The 14,556-nt window shown below is 45.2% G+C and carries 17 protein-coding genes; 5 read left to right on the forward strand and 12 right to left on the reverse strand.

The window, feature by feature from the left end; genetic code table 11:
• Window positions 1-605: 605 nt before the first annotated feature.
• From JM642_RS06065 to JM642_RS06100, 8 genes are all read right to left on the reverse strand, one after another.
• Window positions 606-2,453 (reverse strand): DUF885 domain-containing protein, encoded by a 1,848-nt coding sequence (locus JM642_RS06065; protein WP_203433155.1) that lies wholly within the window; start codon window positions 2,451-2,453, stop codon window positions 606-608.
• A 152-nt stretch (window positions 2,454-2,605) separates the two neighbouring features.
• Window positions 2,606-3,763, reverse strand: a complete 1,158-nt coding sequence (gene hemW / locus JM642_RS06070) for a radical SAM family heme chaperone HemW (RefSeq protein ID WP_203433157.1) — start codon at window positions 3,761-3,763, stop codon at window positions 2,606-2,608.
• Complete coding sequence (gene rdgB, locus JM642_RS06075) at window positions 3,763-4,380, reverse strand: RdgB/HAM1 family non-canonical purine NTP pyrophosphatase (RefSeq protein WP_011625625.1); 618 nt, start codon at window positions 4,378-4,380, stop codon at window positions 3,763-3,765. The genes hemW and rdgB overlap by 1 nt, the downstream gene beginning before the upstream one ends.
• A 114-nt stretch (window positions 4,381-4,494) precedes the next feature.
• Complete coding sequence (locus JM642_RS06080; protein ID WP_172589097.1) at window positions 4,495-4,929, reverse strand: DUF4426 domain-containing protein; 435 nt, start codon at window positions 4,927-4,929, stop codon at window positions 4,495-4,497.
• A gap of 73 nt (window positions 4,930-5,002) precedes the next feature.
• Entirely contained in the window at window positions 5,003-5,293 is a 291-nt protein-coding gene (gene yggU, locus JM642_RS06085) for a DUF167 family protein YggU (protein WP_037420787.1), read from the reverse strand.
• Window positions 5,293-5,841, reverse strand: coding sequence for a YggT family protein (locus JM642_RS06090; RefSeq protein ID WP_037420784.1), 549 nt, complete (start codon window positions 5,839-5,841; stop codon window positions 5,293-5,295). The genes yggU and JM642_RS06090 overlap by 1 nt, the downstream gene beginning before the upstream one ends.
• A 74-nt stretch (window positions 5,842-5,915) precedes the next feature.
• Complete coding sequence (proC, locus tag JM642_RS06095; protein WP_144344750.1) at window positions 5,916-6,734, reverse strand: pyrroline-5-carboxylate reductase; 819 nt, start codon at window positions 6,732-6,734, stop codon at window positions 5,916-5,918.
• A gap of 223 nt (window positions 6,735-6,957) precedes the next feature.
• Window positions 6,958-7,671 (reverse strand): YggS family pyridoxal phosphate-dependent enzyme, encoded by a 714-nt coding sequence (locus JM642_RS06100; protein WP_203433159.1) that lies wholly within the window; start codon window positions 7,669-7,671, stop codon window positions 6,958-6,960.
• A 35-nt stretch (window positions 7,672-7,706) separates the two neighbouring features.
• Here JM642_RS06100 and JM642_RS06105 point away from each other — a divergent pair, with 35 nt between their 5' ends.
• The 4 genes from JM642_RS06105 (at window position 7,707) to hemH (ending at window position 11,623) form a co-directional block, all read left to right on the forward strand.
• On the forward strand, window positions 7,707-8,744 hold the full coding sequence (locus JM642_RS06105) for a type IV pilus twitching motility protein PilT (RefSeq protein ID WP_037420775.1): 1,038 nt from the start codon (window positions 7,707-7,709) through the stop codon (window positions 8,742-8,744).
• A 9-nt stretch (window positions 8,745-8,753) separates the two neighbouring features.
• The gene (locus JM642_RS06110) at window positions 8,754-9,866 is read left to right on the forward strand and encodes a PilT/PilU family type 4a pilus ATPase (RefSeq protein WP_037420771.1); all 1,113 of its coding nucleotides are present in this window, start codon (window positions 8,754-8,756) and stop codon (window positions 9,864-9,866) included.
• A gap of 171 nt (window positions 9,867-10,037) precedes the next feature.
• Window positions 10,038-10,571: a glutathione peroxidase gene (locus tag JM642_RS06115; protein WP_037420768.1), complete on the forward strand. Its 534-nt coding sequence runs from the start codon at window positions 10,038-10,040 to the stop codon at window positions 10,569-10,571.
• 68 nt (window positions 10,572-10,639) lie between these two features.
• A complete protein-coding gene (hemH, locus tag JM642_RS06120; RefSeq protein ID WP_172589094.1) occupies window positions 10,640-11,623 on the forward strand; it encodes a ferrochelatase in 984 nt (327 codons plus the stop codon).
• A 63-nt stretch (window positions 11,624-11,686) separates the two neighbouring features.
• Here the strand turns inward: hemH and ruvX are convergent, their stop codons facing one another.
• From ruvX to JM642_RS06140, 4 genes are all read right to left on the reverse strand, one after another.
• Window positions 11,687-12,112: a Holliday junction resolvase RuvX gene (ruvX, locus tag JM642_RS06125; protein ID WP_203433161.1), complete on the reverse strand. Its 426-nt coding sequence runs from the start codon at window positions 12,110-12,112 to the stop codon at window positions 11,687-11,689.
• Window positions 12,113-12,141: 29 nt separating this feature from the next.
• Window positions 12,142-12,705, reverse strand: coding sequence for a YqgE/AlgH family protein (locus tag JM642_RS06130; RefSeq protein ID WP_069453279.1), 564 nt, complete (start codon window positions 12,703-12,705; stop codon window positions 12,142-12,144).
• Between the two features lie 68 nt (window positions 12,706-12,773).
• Window positions 12,774-13,103: a stress response translation initiation inhibitor YciH gene (gene yciH / locus JM642_RS06135; RefSeq protein WP_047533731.1), complete on the reverse strand. Its 330-nt coding sequence runs from the start codon at window positions 13,101-13,103 to the stop codon at window positions 12,774-12,776.
• 162 nt (window positions 13,104-13,265) lie between these two features.
• Window positions 13,266-13,580 (reverse strand): hypothetical protein, encoded by a 315-nt coding sequence (locus JM642_RS06140; RefSeq protein ID WP_037420754.1) that lies wholly within the window; start codon window positions 13,578-13,580, stop codon window positions 13,266-13,268.
• A gap of 178 nt (window positions 13,581-13,758) precedes the next feature.
• Here JM642_RS06140 and JM642_RS06145 point away from each other — a divergent pair, with 178 nt between their 5' ends.
• Window positions 13,759-14,319 (forward strand): DUF4136 domain-containing protein, encoded by a 561-nt coding sequence (locus JM642_RS06145; protein WP_055647824.1) that lies wholly within the window; start codon window positions 13,759-13,761, stop codon window positions 14,317-14,319.
• The last annotated feature ends 237 nt before the right edge of the window (window positions 14,320-14,556 follow it).

Raw genomic sequence — 14,556 nt, forward strand, 5'->3', positions numbered from 1 at the left:
AAAATGCGTTTAATGCGTTTTGGAAACGTTTGGTGATATTTTAAGTATAATTAAATCAATTACTTATATGTTTTTTGTCTTGCATTTTAGTTTGGTTTTTTAGCATTGTCTAAAACAAGTTTTTGAAGCTTGTATTGAAGTCTGTTCTTAAATGAATACAATGATTGCCAGATGATTCGGAATGACCTGAGTCCTATGCTTTTATTGGAAATGACCCCTTTCGATATGAGTGTACAGGTCTGCAATATTGCGGTTTCGAATCACCGCCAACAGAAGTTTGCGAACTAAAACAATGTTGGCTTTTAAACCATCATCCTAGTTTTTGGTTTACCTCAGCTTATTAGGCTGAGGTAATTTTTTTCTGATGGTTTAATCGTGGGAAATGAGTTTTGTCTCTCTGTACCCTAAAGTCACACCGAGTGTTAAGTATTGAGCTTAATTCATCAAATATAGTGATCCACAGTGAGATAGGGTTTTATGACCAAGCCGGTGATAAATCCAATAAAAAAGCCACTTGATAGTGGCTTTTTTATTGGCTGCGATTTAACGATGTTATTCGCAACGGCGTTCAAGGGAGGCTAGCGTTAGCCTCCCAAGCTTTATGCTTAGGCTTTATTAACGCTGGCAATCCATTGATCGACTTGCTCTTCTAGCACATCCAAAGGCAGCGCGCCGTTAGCCAAGACTAAAGTATGGAAATCCCGGATATCAAACTTATCACCCAGTTGTTTTTCCGCCTTGTGTCTCAGTTCGAGTAACTTAATCATCCCAACTTTATAGGCTGTGGCTTGCGATGGCATAACGATATGACGCTCCACCATTTTCTTCGCATCGGATTTTGCGTTAGGGGTATTATCGACGTAATAAGCAATCCCTTGTACGCGGGTCCATTGCTTGGCGTGGATCCCGGTATCGACGACTAAACGGCAAGCTCGCCATAACTCCATCGCCAGTCGACCAAAATCGGAGTACGGATCGGCATATAAGCCCATTTCTTTCGGGAAAGACTCACTGTAGAGCCCCCAACCTTCGATATAGGCGGTATAGCCACCGAACTTACGGAACTTAGGAATATCCTTCAGCTCCTGCGAAATGGCGATTTGCATATGGTGCCCAGGGATCCCTTCGTGGTAAGCCAGTGCTTCCATTTGGTATTTGGGCATGGCCTTCATATCGTAGAGATTAGCGTAGTAGCTGCCAGGGCGAGAGCCATCGGGCGCCGGTTGTTCATAAAAGGCTTTACCCGCAGATTTTTCCCTAAAGGATTCAACCTGTTTGACTATCATGGCTGCCTTTGGCTTGACCTTAAAGACTTCATCCAAGCGTGAGCGCATATTATCGATAAGCTTGGTTGCATCGGCTAAATATGCCGCCTTGCCTTCGGCGGTATTTGGATAATAGAACTGCGGATCATCGCGCATAAAGGTGAAGAACTCTTGCAAGGTGCCGTTAAAATTCACCTTTTTCATTATGGCGCGCATTTCATTATGGATGCGTTCCACTTCGGCAAGACCGAGCTGATGGATTTCATCCGCCGTCATGTGGGTAGTCGTCGTGCGTGCAAGGGCATTGTTATAAAACGCCTCGCCGTCTGGGAGTTTCCAAACCCCATCGCGGGTATCGGCCTTGGCTTCTAAGGTTTTGATATAGGCGATAAGCGTCTTGTATGCAGGCTCAACTTGCGAGACTAGTGCTTTTTCTGCATCGGCAATCAGTTGGGCTTTTTCTGCCTCGGAGATGCTGAGTGCATTCACTTTTTTGCGAAAATCCGCTAACAGTGCACTGTCTTCGCCTTTATCGAAGGGGGCGCCTTTAATGATGTTTTGGCTGTCAGATATCACGTAACCGAACACAAATTTAGGCGCAATAATGCCTTTATCAGCGCGCACTTCTAGCGCCTGTTGCAGTTGGCTTAGGCGTTTGGGCACGCCATTTAAGCGGCTGATATAGGCCTTAGCATCGCTGACATCGGTGATCTGGTGTTGATTAATCAGGAAGGAGGCGATCATCGAGTGGCCACCATGCATCTGATTTACTGGGTAGTTATGGTAACGCCACTGATAGTCTTTAATTTCGTTATTCAGGTTTTGGGTGAGTAATGTCAGGCTTAGGCGAGTTTGTGGGTCAAGTTTACTCGCATCCAGTTGATTCACTTCGGCCAGTTGTTTCTTAGTGCGCGCCAACTCACGGGCATCCGCCTCGTCGCCAATGTCATCCCACTTATCATAGTCCTGCTTAATGCCCATATAGGTTTGCGCAATTGGGCTTGCCATAATGTTTTCCATGAAGATGGTTTCAAACAAGGCGTTGGCTTTTTCTGACTCGCTTTGGGCGGCAATACTTTTACTGGTTACATTATGTGAGTCATTTAAGCTGGGCACTGCATAGGAAGGCAGTACAAGCAGGGCGGAGAGAGTAAATGCGACTAAGCTGATGTTCGTTTTTATTGGCATGATCAGGCTTCCTTAACAATGTTCAGGCAATTCTAAAGAAGCAGGGGAAAAATGTATGAATATAAATGTTAGAAAATGTGTTAGCCATAATAGATATCTCATCGAGAAACCTAGGCTAACACATTATTTATACGGGGAATTTAATCAGTGAATTAACAAAATTGCGTTAGTAAATCGTTCACAAACATGTGACCTTTACTGGTTAATTGCCAATGTTCAGCTGATTCGGTGAGTAAACCCCGTTGTTTGGCCTTTTCCATCCCATCCTTTAAGGTGTCTCGGTGTAAACCGGTTCTGTCTTCAAACTCTTGTTTAGGGATTGGCGTCATTAGGCGCAGACGATTCATCAAGTATTCGAGGGCGCGATCTTCTTGAGCGACTTCAGTTTGTTCGAAGGTATAGTTGCTGGCCGCTAAATAACCTTTAGGGTGTTTAATTTTGACCGTACGAATGATGCGATTTTCTTCAGGTAAGGTCACTTTGCCATGGGCACCGCAGCCTATACCTAAATAATCGCCGAACTGCCAATAGTTAAGGTTATGCCGGCACTGATAGCCAGGTTTGGCATAGGCCGAGATTTCATACTGCTCATAACCGAGTGCCGCTAACTTTTGTTGCCCTTGTTCGTAGATCTGCCAGAGATCTTCATCGTCGGGCAGTTGCGGTGGCTTGGAGTGAAACAGGGTATTGGGCTCAATCGTCAATTGATACCAAGACAAATGCGGAGGATTGAGTGCGGCTGCGGTATCGATATCTGCCATGGCTTCGGTGAAACTTTGATTCGGAAGTCCATGCATCAAATCCAAATTAAAACTTAAATAACCCGCTTGGCTGGCTTTTTGGGCGGCGGTTTGGGCTTCGTTTTGATCGTGAATTCGCCCCAGCAGATTAAGCTTATCCTTAGAAAAGCTTTGTACCCCAATCGATAACCGGGTGACCCCGGCGGCGCGGTAGGCGCTAAAGTCATCGTGCTCTAGGGTGCCTGGGTTGGCCTCCATGGTGATTTCAATATCGTCACTGAAGGGAATGAGCGCATTGGCACCATCTAATATCCGTTTGATTTGATTGGCATCAAACAGAGACGGCGTTCCACCACCAATAAAAATAGTGTGCAGCTTACGGCCCTGTACTAAGTGCAAGTCTTGGTGTAAGTCCGCTAGCAGCGCATCCACATAGGCCTTTTGGGGTAATTCGCCATTTTGCCCATGGGAGTTAAAGTCGCAGTAAGGGCATTTTTGTACACACCAAGGGATATGGATGTATAAGCTCAACGGCGGCAGGGTTAACTGAGGTGACACATTCACTGACATTATTGGGCGTTCCCGTCGGTAAATACGCCTTTTTCCTGCATGGCAGCAATCAGTTGCACTAACGCTTTACCACGGTGACTCAAGGCATTTTTCTCGTCACTGCTCATTTGGGCTGCGCTACAATCATGGTGTTCTGGAATAAAAATCGGATCGTAACCATGACCGTTGTCACCCCGTTGCACGAAATCGATTTGGCCTTCCCACGAGGCTTGGCAAATGATGGGCGTTGGGTCTTTCGCATGGCGCATATAGACTAAAACGCATTGGAATCTGGCCGTACGCGGCGCAGGATTATCCTTTAATGTGTCTAAGAGTTTTAACACATTGTCTTGATCCTTGGCATTCTCCCCCGCATAGCGCGCAGAGTAGATGCCCGGTGCACCTTGGAGTAAATCGACTTCTAATCCCGAGTCATCGGCAATGGCGGCAAGTCCAGTAATTTGTGCCGCATGTCTGGCTTTGATAATGGCGTTTTCGACAAAGGTGGTGCCCGTTTCGGCCACTTCGCTAACGTTAAATTGGCTCTGTGGCAGCACTTTTACGCCGTAGGCGGCGAGCATTTGATCGAATTCGGCAAGTTTACCTTTATTGCCACTGGCGAGGACGATTTGTTGCATGGGATACCTATTTCATTGAGCGATGTTTACGGCGGCAATGATACCCAAGCTTGGCGGTAAAGGACAGAAAAAGGCAGGACGATAATTGGTATCGTCCTGCCTGTGAGGCTGAAATTATTCGACGTAGAACTTTTGTTTAAACTGTAGGTTAGTATTCAGCTGGTTCCTATACTTGATGGCGATGTTGAAATTAATCTCTTGATCATCACGGTATGGCACTTCAGCAATATAGTAAATGGCGTTACCTTCACGGATTTCTCTAAATTTAAGATCGATACGCGCATCAAGTAAGTTATTGGCAACGCCAGTGATTTCTACGGGAACAGCGGGTGAGCCTGTTTCGCTCGTATCTAATACCGCGATGTTGATAATACCTTTGTAGCTACTACGCTCAATGCCATAGGTTTTAGCAATACTGGGGGTCAGAAAGGTACTTCCTAACGCGATATAATGAATATCAAAATTACCGACGGTTTCTTTTTGCTCGGCGTTTGCTACACCACAAAGGCTCGCGGTTAATGCGAGCATGATTAGGAGGTTACGTAACATAATGTTGTACCTTAACTTAATATGAGAGATTGCTTGATTATATGTATCGGAACCTAGACTTCCAACGCTGTGTTTATTCGAGCAGTGTCGCGATTTCTGTCGGGACGTTTTTAGGAGCGCTAATCCGTACCTGTTTATGGCGCCCCAATTCGCCCTTAAGGATGTGAACATCGCTTTTAGGGACTTTAAAGGCCTTGGCTAAATACTTGCTTAAATGGGCATTGGCCTTGCCATCGATAGGCGGGGCGGTAATGGCAACTTTTAACTCATCACCATGAAGCCCAACTATCTGATCGCGACTCGCTTTAGGTTGAATATACAAATTAAGCAGCAAGTCGCCTTGCTGCATAATGACTGCGCTCATTAAATCACAGCCCAAAAAGGTACGTATTGCGCCAACAGCATGTTGATAAAGTTCATGCCGATAATCACCAACATTACCGACAGGTCTAAGCCACCAATTGGCGGAATGATGCGGCGCACTGGGGCCAAAATGGGCTCGGTTAATTGCCCCATAATCATCACGATCGGATTATAGCCTTGATTGAACCAGCTCAAAATCGCCCGGATGATCAACATCCAAAACAGCAAAATGCCCGTCTGTTTGATGACAGTGACAAGCGCAAATACAAAGAACAGCACAATATCAATAGCGCCACCGGCGATAAGGCTCAATAGCAAGACTTTTACGATGACAACCAATAATGCCAACACAAACGAGGCTGTATCAAATCTTCCTATTGATGGGATCACTCGGCGCATTGGGGCGATGAGTGGGTGAGTTGCTTTCACGATAAATTGACTAAAAGGGTTATAAAAATCGGCCCGTGCCAAGGGGAGCCAGAGCCGCAAAATCACTACCATCAAATACAAATCGAAGAGTGTGCTGATCAAGAAGGTTAATGCATTCATCGAGATTTCTGCCTATATGAGTCCAATTAAAAACGCCCGTTATCTTTGTTTGAGCCGTCGGGAAAGTGGTTTAATTAAAATGTTTTTGCCATTTCTTCTGCGCGATTAATGCAGTTTTCCATGGCTTTTTTTACGACGCCACGGAGATCTGCTGCTTCGAATGTGGCGATGGCTTGCGCCGTTGTCCCACCTTTAGAGGTGACATTTTCCCGTAAATTACCCAGCGTGAGCTCAGGATTTTGTTTAGCCATCATAGCAGCACCAAGGGCGGCTTGCTGCACTAAGCTTCTGGCTTTGGCTTCGTCCATGCCCATTTGTTTACCCGCATCAATCATCGATTCCATCAGCAGGAAGAAATATGCTGGTGAGCTACCAGCAAGGGCAATGACTTGATTAATTTCAGATTCTTCATTTACCCACACTATTTCACCGCCGCTGGACATCAATCGTTCAGTAATCGCTTTTTGTGCATCCGATAGGGGTTGCGGTGCGTAGAGTCCCGTCATGCCGACGCCGATTTGCATTGGGGTGTTTGGCATAGTGCGAACCAGCGTGATGGGTTGTGCTAAATACTGGCTGTAGCGTTCAGCTTTAATCCCTGCGGCAATGGTAATGATCAGCTTGTTAGACATATCAATGTCTTGCAGTGCTTGGCAGACTGGTTCCATTAACTGCGGCTTAACGGATAATACGATGACATCGGCATCTTGGGCGGCGCTAACATTATCTTGGGATACACGCACACCAAAGTCGTGAGCGAGAGCGTCGAGTTTACCTTGGCTTGGGTTGGTCGCCTGAACCTGTGATGCTGGATAACCGCTACGAATTAAGCCGCTGATAATACTACGGGTCATATTGCCCGCGCCGATAAAGCAGATTTTTTGTTGACTCATGTGTACCCCATAATGTCTGGCCTAGGGCTGAATCCTATGGTTCAGCGATGACAAAATTAGACCGGATAAAAATTTCTATTTAATGTCTCTTTACAGTATTTGGGCTTTAGCCTGTAAAAACAAGACCAAATACCGAGTCAGTTGCTATACCTTAGTTTTCAATCTGTGATAGCGATGGTTGGCAATGACCTCTTTAATGGCAATAGGTTTGATACTTATCGACTCAATTGATCGTTTCTTTTGAGGAATAATCCCGCTCTCCAAAGATGGCGCTGCCAATGCGCACCATGGTTGAGCCGCACTCGATAGCGATGTCCAAATCATTACTCATGCCCATTGATAGTGTATCGACATCGGGATAATGCTGTTTCAGTGTCTCGAATAACTGCTTGAGCTCGGTAAGTTCCCAGGTTTGCTGGGTAATGTTATCGGTTGCAGTGGGAATAGCCATTAAGCCTCTGAGCCTTAACTGCGGCAGTTGGCTGATGATATTGGCTAGCGGTAGCATTTGCTCGGCATCAATACCAGATTTTGTGTCTTCATCACTGATGTTGATTTGAATACACACGTTAAGCGGCGCAAGGTGAGTGGGGCGCTGCTCATTAAGCCGCTGGGCAATTTTTTCTCGGCTAAGGGTGTGCATCCAATCGAAGTGCTGGGCAACTAAGGCGGTCTTATTGGATTGTAGAGGCCCAATAAAATGCCATTCAATATCGGGATGAGTATCTTTTAGCGCTTCAATTTTTGTCACACCTTCTTGAACATAGTTCTCACCAAAGCAACGCTGGCCTGCATTATAGGCGGCTATAATATCTGCGATAGGTTTAGTTTTACTGACGGCAAGTAAGCGAATAGTGTGAGGTAAGCGTGCGCATTTTTGCGCCGCTTGCGCGATCCTGCTCTGGGCGTGGGCGAGTCTGTCTGCTATTGTTGTCATGATGTAATTATCTAGTTGCAAGGATATCCCAAACTATGGAAATCACTGAGTTATTAGCTTTTAGTGTAAAACACAAAGCCTCGGATCTACACCTCTCTGCAGGGATATCTCCCATGATCCGTGTCGACGGTGAAGTGAGAAAAATCAATCTGCCCGCGCTCGATCATCAGGGTGTACACAGCCTTGTTTATGACATTATGAATGATAAACAACGCAAGGACTTTGAAGAACATTTAGAAATCGACTTTTCGTTCGAAGTCCCTAATTTAGCGCGTTTCCGTGTGAACGCCTTTAACCAATCTCGCGGCGCTGCGGCGGTATTTCGTACCATTCCCAGTGATATCTTGTCACTTGAGCAGTTAGGTGCGCCTGAAATTTTTAAAAAAATTGCCAGTTTTCCCCGTGGGTTAGTGTTAGTCACTGGGCCTACAGGTTCCGGTAAGAGTACCACACTTGCGGCCATGGTCGATTACATCAATGAAAACCGCCATGATCATATCTTAACCATTGAAGACCCAATCGAATTTGTTCATCCCAACAAGCAATGTTTGATTAACCAACGGGAAGTGCATCGCCATACCCACAGCTTTAACGCGGCACTGCGTAGCGCATTGCGTGAAGACCCTGACGTTATCCTCGTGGGTGAGATGCGTGACCTTGAAACCATTCGTCTGGCGATGACTGCGGCTGAAACGGGTCACTTAGTTTTTGGTACCTTACACACCACGTCGGCGGCTAAGACTATTGACCGTGTGGTTGACGTTTTCCCTGCCGGTGAAAAGGACATGGTTCGTACCATGTTATCTGAATCATTACAGGCGGTTATTTCGCAAACCCTGATTAAGAAAATCGGTGGTGGCCGTGTTGCTGCCCACGAAATTATGATGGGTACGCCCGCTATCCGAAATCTTATCCGTGAAGATAAAGTGGCGCAGATGTACTCCGCCATTCAAACGGGGATGGCCCATGGCATGCAAACTCTTGAGCAGTGTCTGCAAAACTTAGTTAACCGAGGCCTCATTACCCGTGAGGATGCCATGGCGAAGAGCTCAAACAAACAAGCGACGTTTTAAGGATTTATGATGGATGTCCGTCCGTTTTTAAAAGTCATGGTGGAGCGTAAAGCCTCGGACTTGTTTATTACCGCAGGGTTTCCGCCGAGCGCCAAAATCGATGGTGAGTTACGCCCGTTAGCCGAGAGTGCCTTCACGCCCGCGCAGTCTTTGGATTTTGTCGAGTCCGTGATGACGGAGGCGCAAAAGAAGGAGTTTCACACGACTCGTGAGTGTAACTTTGCTTTTGCGGTTAAGGAGTTGGGGCGTTTTCGCGTCAGCGCATTCTGGCAGCGTGAGTCTCCGGGTTGTGTTATGCGCCGGATTGAGACGAAAATCCCTGAAGTGGATGATTTAAAACTGCCACCGATTTTAAAAGATCTGGTGATGAGTAAGCGTGGACTTATCATCATGGTGGGGGGGACAGGGACCGGTAAATCGACTTCCTTAGCTGCATTAGTCGGTTACCGCAATGCCCATGCCCGCGGGCATATCTTGACGATTGAAGACCCTGTGGAATTTGTGCACGATCATCGCAAAAGTATCATTACCCAACGTGAAGTGGGCATAGATACAGAGTCCTTTGATGCGGCGCTGAAAAGCTCGCTGCGTCAGGCGCCTGATGTGATCCTTATCGGTGAAATTCGAACCCAAGAAACCATGGAGTTTGCGCTCTCCTTTGCTGAAACGGGCCATCTGTGTATGGCGACACTGCACGCGAACAACGCTAACCAAGCATTAGACCGGATTATGCACTTAGTGCCAGAAAGTAAACATCAACAGCTATTATTCGATTTGTCACTCAACCTGCGTGGCATTGTGGCGCAGCAGCTGGTGGCTAAAGTTGATGGAACAGGTCGTCGGGCGGCGATTGAAGTCTTGATCAATACGCCACGTGTCGCGAGTTTGATTGCTAAAAATGAACTGCATCTACTCAAAGAAACCATGGCCAAATCGAATGAGCAAGGCATGCAGACCTTTGACCAAGCTCTGTTAAAGCTCTATGTCGATGGGGAGATCAGTTATGCCGACGCGCTTCACCATGCTGACTCACCCAACGACTTGCGGTTAATGATTAAATTGCAAAATAAAGAACCCGCCAGTTCGAGCTTTATGGAAGGCGTGACCTTGGATATGGATTGATCCTATTTTGTCGTGTGTTAAAGCAGCTCGATTGAGCTGCTTTTTTGTCAGCTAAAGCAATCGATAACTCCTTGTAGCTTTTATTTTTTTATTCAATATGATCTTTACCGTAGCAAGTGACGTAATAAGAATAAGTTCGCCTATCTTGGATCATTGAATAAGAAGGACATTATGATGAAACTCCCGCTATTTATCTTGACTAGCTTGATGAGCACCAGCGCTTTGGCGGCAACATGCCCAAGCTACCTTGATGTTGAAGTGCGTAAATTGCACTCAGAACAGAGCGTTAACTTATGTGAGCTCACTCAGGGTAAGCCTGTGCTGCTGGTCAATACCGCCAGTAATTGTGGTTATACGCCGCAATTTAAAGCCTTAGAAGCACTCCATCAACAATATAAAGATAAAGGGTTAGTGGTAATTGGTTTCCCTTCGGATGATTTTTTCCAAGAGGAGAATGATGAAAAAGACACAGCTAAGGTGTGCTACATCAACTATGGTGTCACCTTCACCATGCTCGCGACGTCTCCCGTCCGAGGTAGTGATGCTAACAGTGTATTCAAATACTTAGGCGATAAAGCTGGCTCACCCAAGTGGAATTTCTACAAATATGTAGTGAGTGGCGATGGCAATACTGTGCAGCAATTTAATTCTAAGGTTAAACCCGATAGTGCCGAGCTTAAACAGGCAATAGAATCCGTGCTTTAATGCCCAATTTATTCATTTACAAATTTTAAGAGGCTACTTTGGCTAGGTTTTTAGGATTATCAAAAGAGATGGGTCACGCAACGCGTGGCAAAGTGGGTGTGTTGTTACTTAACCTTGGCACGCCAGATGCGCCAACGGCATCGGCCGTAAGGCGTTACCTTGCAGAGTTTTTATCCGACCCTCGGGTGGTAGAAATTCCAAAACTCCTCTGGATGCTGATTTTACATGGCATAGTGCTGCGCGTTCGCCCAGCAAAGTCCGCGGCACTTTATCAAAAGGTGTGGACAGAAGCTGGGTCGCCACTGATGGATATCAGTTTGCGGCAAACGGCTAAATTGTCTGATAAATTAACCGCCGATGGTTATCCAGTGTCGGTTCACTTAGCTATGCGCTATGGTAACCCTTCAGTGGCAAACACGTTACAGGATATGCATAAGCAAGGGATTGATAAGATAGTTGTTTTACCCTTATATCCCCAATATGCTGCGCCGACAACGGGTTCCGCTTTTGACGCTATTGCCAAGGAACTTTGTCAATGGCGCTATTTGCCCTCGCTGCATTTTATTAATACTTATCACGATAACCCTGAGTTTATTGCTGCATTAGTCAATTCGATTAGTGCCGATTTTGACAAACATGGCAAGCCACAAAAGTTAGTGCTGTCTTACCATGGTATGCCTGAGCGTAATCTTCATCTGGGTGACCCCTATTATTGTTTTTGCATGAAGACCACTCGTCTTGTGGCTGAGCAATTGGGTTTGGCCAAAGATGAATTTGCGATTACATTCCAGTCACGTTTTGGTAAAGCTAAATGGTTACAACCTTACACGGATGCGACGATGGCGGCTCTGCCGAGTCAAGGTGTGCGTGATGTTGCGATTGTGTGTCCAGCATTTAGTGCCGATTGTTTAGAGACGTTAGAAGAGATCGTGGGCGAAAATGGCCATATCTTTACTCATGCTGGGGGGGAGAAGTTCCGTTATATTCCAGCGCTAAATGATAATGATGACCATATCAGCATGATGGCGAGCTTGGTTAAACCCTATCTGTAAGCTTTATAACAGTTGAGATAAAAAAGGATAGCTCAGGCTATCCTTTTGTTTTGATATCGCTCATTAGTCGCCGAAATGATTTTCAAAATAGCTTTCGACAATCAATACGGCTGACACAGCATCAACTTGACCTTTGGTGAGGGCTTTGAAGCCGCCGAGTTCAAATAGCCTAGCTTTTGCATCTGTGGTGGTGAGTCTTTCATCCTGAGTGACAATTTTGACCCCAAACTTAGCGTTTAGTCGATTGGCAAATTTTCTTGCTCTGTGGGTCATTTCTTGTTCTGTACCATCCATGTTGAGCGGTAAACCCACGACGACTAAATCGGGTTGCCACTCTTGGATGAGTTTGGCTATTTCATCCCAATTTGGAATGCCATCAACGGCCTTAAGAGATAAAAGTGGTGCTGCGCTGGAGGTAATTTGTTGCCCTACGGCAACGCCGATGCTTTTTGTACCAAAATCAAAACCTAACACGGTTTTAGTATTCATCTGATATTAACTCGTTAAATAAAGTGAGATTAGGCGTGGCCTGCCTGTGTTGAAAGTTGCCAAGCCTCAAATCCCAGTGAACGGCTAGCTTGTTGCCATCTATCTTCGTGGTTTACTTCAAAGAGTAAGGTGTGATCAGCGGGGATCGTAAGCCAAGAGTTATCGGCAAGTTCTTGCTCTAACTGATTTTTACTCCAGCCAGCATAACCTAATGCCACGAGAAACTTATCTGGCGAGCGCTTACTGCCTATAGCGGTTAATACGTCTCGAGATGTGGTAAGCATCAGTCCCGAGCCTAATTCCGTACTATTGGCCCAATAGGGTTGGGAAGTATGCAGTACAAAACCTCTATCTTGGGAAACTGGCCCGCCCATTAAGACTTGCGATCCCATCGCAAAATCGGCAGACACTTGCTCTGTTGGGAGATCCATCTGCTCGAGCAATGAGTTAACTTCAATGCCCAGCGGTTTATTAATCACTAGTCCCATGGCGCCTTTTTCATCGTGCTCACATAAATAGATGACGGTGCGCTCAAAAAAAGTGTCATCGAGTGATGGCATGGCGATTAAAAAATGGTTCTGCAAACTCTCCATTAAATGCTCCGTTCAGCCCACATGCATTGATCGATAGATAAAATCCAGCTACTTAGGATCGTGGCGTATCAACCGCCGGCTAATTTGACTTTATAGTTTTGTTTTTCAAGCAACTGTTTGAGTAGTTCACGGTTATCGGTTTGCACTTCGATCGTGAAATCTTTAACCGTCCCACCACAACCACATTGTTTTTTAAGTGTTTGTGCTAGTGCTTTTAAGCCAGCATCGTCAAGCCCTAGGCCTGAAATGACCGAGACACCTTTACCTTTACGGCCTTTGCTGTCTCTGTGGATACGCACAATGCCATCGGATGCGGGGAGTGCTTTTGCTTCTGGTTCGGCAGTAATGCGACCTTTATCAGTGCTGTATACTAAGGAAACGTTGGGATCTACTCTCATAAGTCATCTTTTATCTGAATGTAAACTGCTTAAGTCTATCAAATTCATTATGCTTCGTGGAGGTAAAAAGTAGAGGTAAAAAAAGGCCACAGACAGAGACTGAAAGTGGCCGAAGGTAAATGCTAGCTCTTTGCAGGGAAGTAGCATGTTTTCAAATGGAATTTATAGATGTTGCAAAACCATAGCGATTAATGCCAATGCGGTGAGTAGGGCGCAGGGCATAATAAAACGATGTAATTTGGGAAGTGCAATTAAACAGGCTGTGGCAACAAAACCAAATGCGGCAATTGTGGTGTAGTCTGCACCATTTGATACAGCTTCGAATATCAGCCAACTCATTACAATCAAAGGCAAAAACAATAACATCATCGGGAGATGAGGCGTGAGTTTATTGTTATTGGTGTCGATTGAGGCTTTTTGTGGCGCTAGCCAGAAAATTGCTGATGCAACAATCAATGCGCTAATGAACCAGTACATGTTATTTATCCCTTAATCGCTTTAAGTGATAATCATTATCATTTAAATCGATTACTGAAGTCAAGCTGAATAACGCTCTGCTTTTCATTATATTGAGTTGTAGAATCGGCCATTGCTCTGTAAGCTAAATTTATTTATCGGCTCATTTGTGTTCTTTACGAAATCCAAGGAAATCACCATGAAAAATTTTATCGTAGGGTTAGCAGTGCTGGCCTTGAGTGCTTGTAGTTCTCTTAAGTCTGGTTGGGACTATGATCCCAGTGCCAATTTCTCTCAATACAAAACCTATGCTTGGGTAGCACAAAAGACCGATGCTTCAGGTTATCATCTCGATGGTCTGATGGATCAGCGAGTGCGTGATGCAGTTAATGCACAACTTTCTGCTAAGGGCATGACGTTAGTCGATACAAAAGACGCTGATGTCCTAGTTAACTACCTGACTAAAATCGACAAAAAGATTAATGTCGATACTTTCAATACCAACTTTGGCTATAACCCTTACTATGGTCCTGGTTGGGGATGGGGTGGCAACATGCAAACACAAACCACGGTGAGAGAATACGAAGTTGGTACGTTGATCATTGATTTAGTTGATAATAAAACCGCTAAGTTAATATGGCGTGGTTCGGTGGCTGACACCATTCGTGATAAAAATACTCCTTCTGAAAGAGTCCAGCTCATCAATGACGCCGTTGGAAGTGTCATGGCGAATTATCCTCCGAAACCTGAAAACAAATAATTTACTTTTAGTCTAAAAAAGCGGCTATTAGGCCGCTTTTTTGTGGCCAAAATTTAGGCTTGAATGACGTGATGTTGAGTTTTCTACAAAATTTCAAAGTTTAATTGATTATGCTTTATTAAAACTTATCAAAAAATAAGCTTAATTGAATGTGGTGGACTGCTATCTATTAGTTAATTTATTGTTATTTAAGGATTGTGGCGTAGCGTGATATTGAAAATTAGAAATGACTAATGC

The organism is Shewanella sp. LZH-2, assembly GCF_016859145.1.
In the GTDB taxonomy this organism is placed as follows: domain Bacteria; phylum Pseudomonadota; class Gammaproteobacteria; order Enterobacterales; family Shewanellaceae; genus Shewanella; species Shewanella xiamenensis.

Excerpts from the sequence above, each read along its gene's own strand:
- JM642_RS06090 (WP_037420784.1), bottom strand. The coding sequence starts at position 5,841 with ATGAATGCATTAACCTTCTTGATCAGCACACTCTTCGATTTGTATTTG.
- yciH (WP_047533731.1), bottom strand. The coding sequence starts at position 13,103 with ATGAGAGTAGATCCCAACGTTTCCTTAGTATACAGCACTGATAAAGGT.
- JM642_RS06130 (WP_069453279.1), bottom strand. The coding sequence starts at position 12,705 with ATGGAGAGTTTGCAGAACCATTTTTTAATCGCCATGCCATCACTCGAT.
- yggU (WP_037420787.1), bottom strand. The coding sequence starts at position 5,293 with ATGAGCGCAGTCATTATGCAGCAAGGCGACTTGCTGCTTAATTTGTAT.
- JM642_RS06110 (WP_037420771.1), top strand. The coding sequence starts at position 8,754 with ATGGATGTCCGTCCGTTTTTAAAAGTCATGGTGGAGCGTAAAGCCTCG.
- JM642_RS06065 (WP_203433155.1), bottom strand. The coding sequence starts at position 2,453 with ATGCCAATAAAAACGAACATCAGCTTAGTCGCATTTACTCTCTCCGCC.
- rdgB (WP_011625625.1), bottom strand. The coding sequence starts at position 4,380 with ATGCAACAAATCGTCCTCGCCAGTGGCAATAAAGGTAAACTTGCCGAA.
- JM642_RS06140 (WP_037420754.1), bottom strand. The coding sequence starts at position 13,580 with ATGTACTGGTTCATTAGCGCATTGATTGTTGCATCAGCAATTTTCTGG.
- JM642_RS06080 (WP_172589097.1), bottom strand. The coding sequence starts at position 4,929 with ATGTTACGTAACCTCCTAATCATGCTCGCATTAACCGCGAGCCTTTGT.
- hemW (WP_203433157.1), bottom strand. The coding sequence starts at position 3,763 with ATGTCAGTGAATGTGTCACCTCAGTTAACCCTGCCGCCGTTGAGCTTA.
- proC (WP_144344750.1), bottom strand. The coding sequence starts at position 6,734 with ATGAGTCAACAAAAAATCTGCTTTATCGGCGCGGGCAATATGACCCGT.
- JM642_RS06145 (WP_055647824.1), top strand. The coding sequence starts at position 13,759 with ATGAAAAATTTTATCGTAGGGTTAGCAGTGCTGGCCTTGAGTGCTTGT.
- JM642_RS06105 (WP_037420775.1), top strand. The coding sequence starts at position 7,707 with ATGGAAATCACTGAGTTATTAGCTTTTAGTGTAAAACACAAAGCCTCG.
- JM642_RS06100 (WP_203433159.1), bottom strand. The coding sequence starts at position 7,671 with ATGACAACAATAGCAGACAGACTCGCCCACGCCCAGAGCAGGATCGCG.
- JM642_RS06115 (WP_037420768.1), top strand. The coding sequence starts at position 10,038 with ATGATGAAACTCCCGCTATTTATCTTGACTAGCTTGATGAGCACCAGC.
- hemH (WP_172589094.1), top strand. The coding sequence starts at position 10,640 with ATGGGTCACGCAACGCGTGGCAAAGTGGGTGTGTTGTTACTTAACCTT.
- ruvX (WP_203433161.1), bottom strand. The coding sequence starts at position 12,112 with ATGAATACTAAAACCGTGTTAGGTTTTGATTTTGGTACAAAAAGCATC.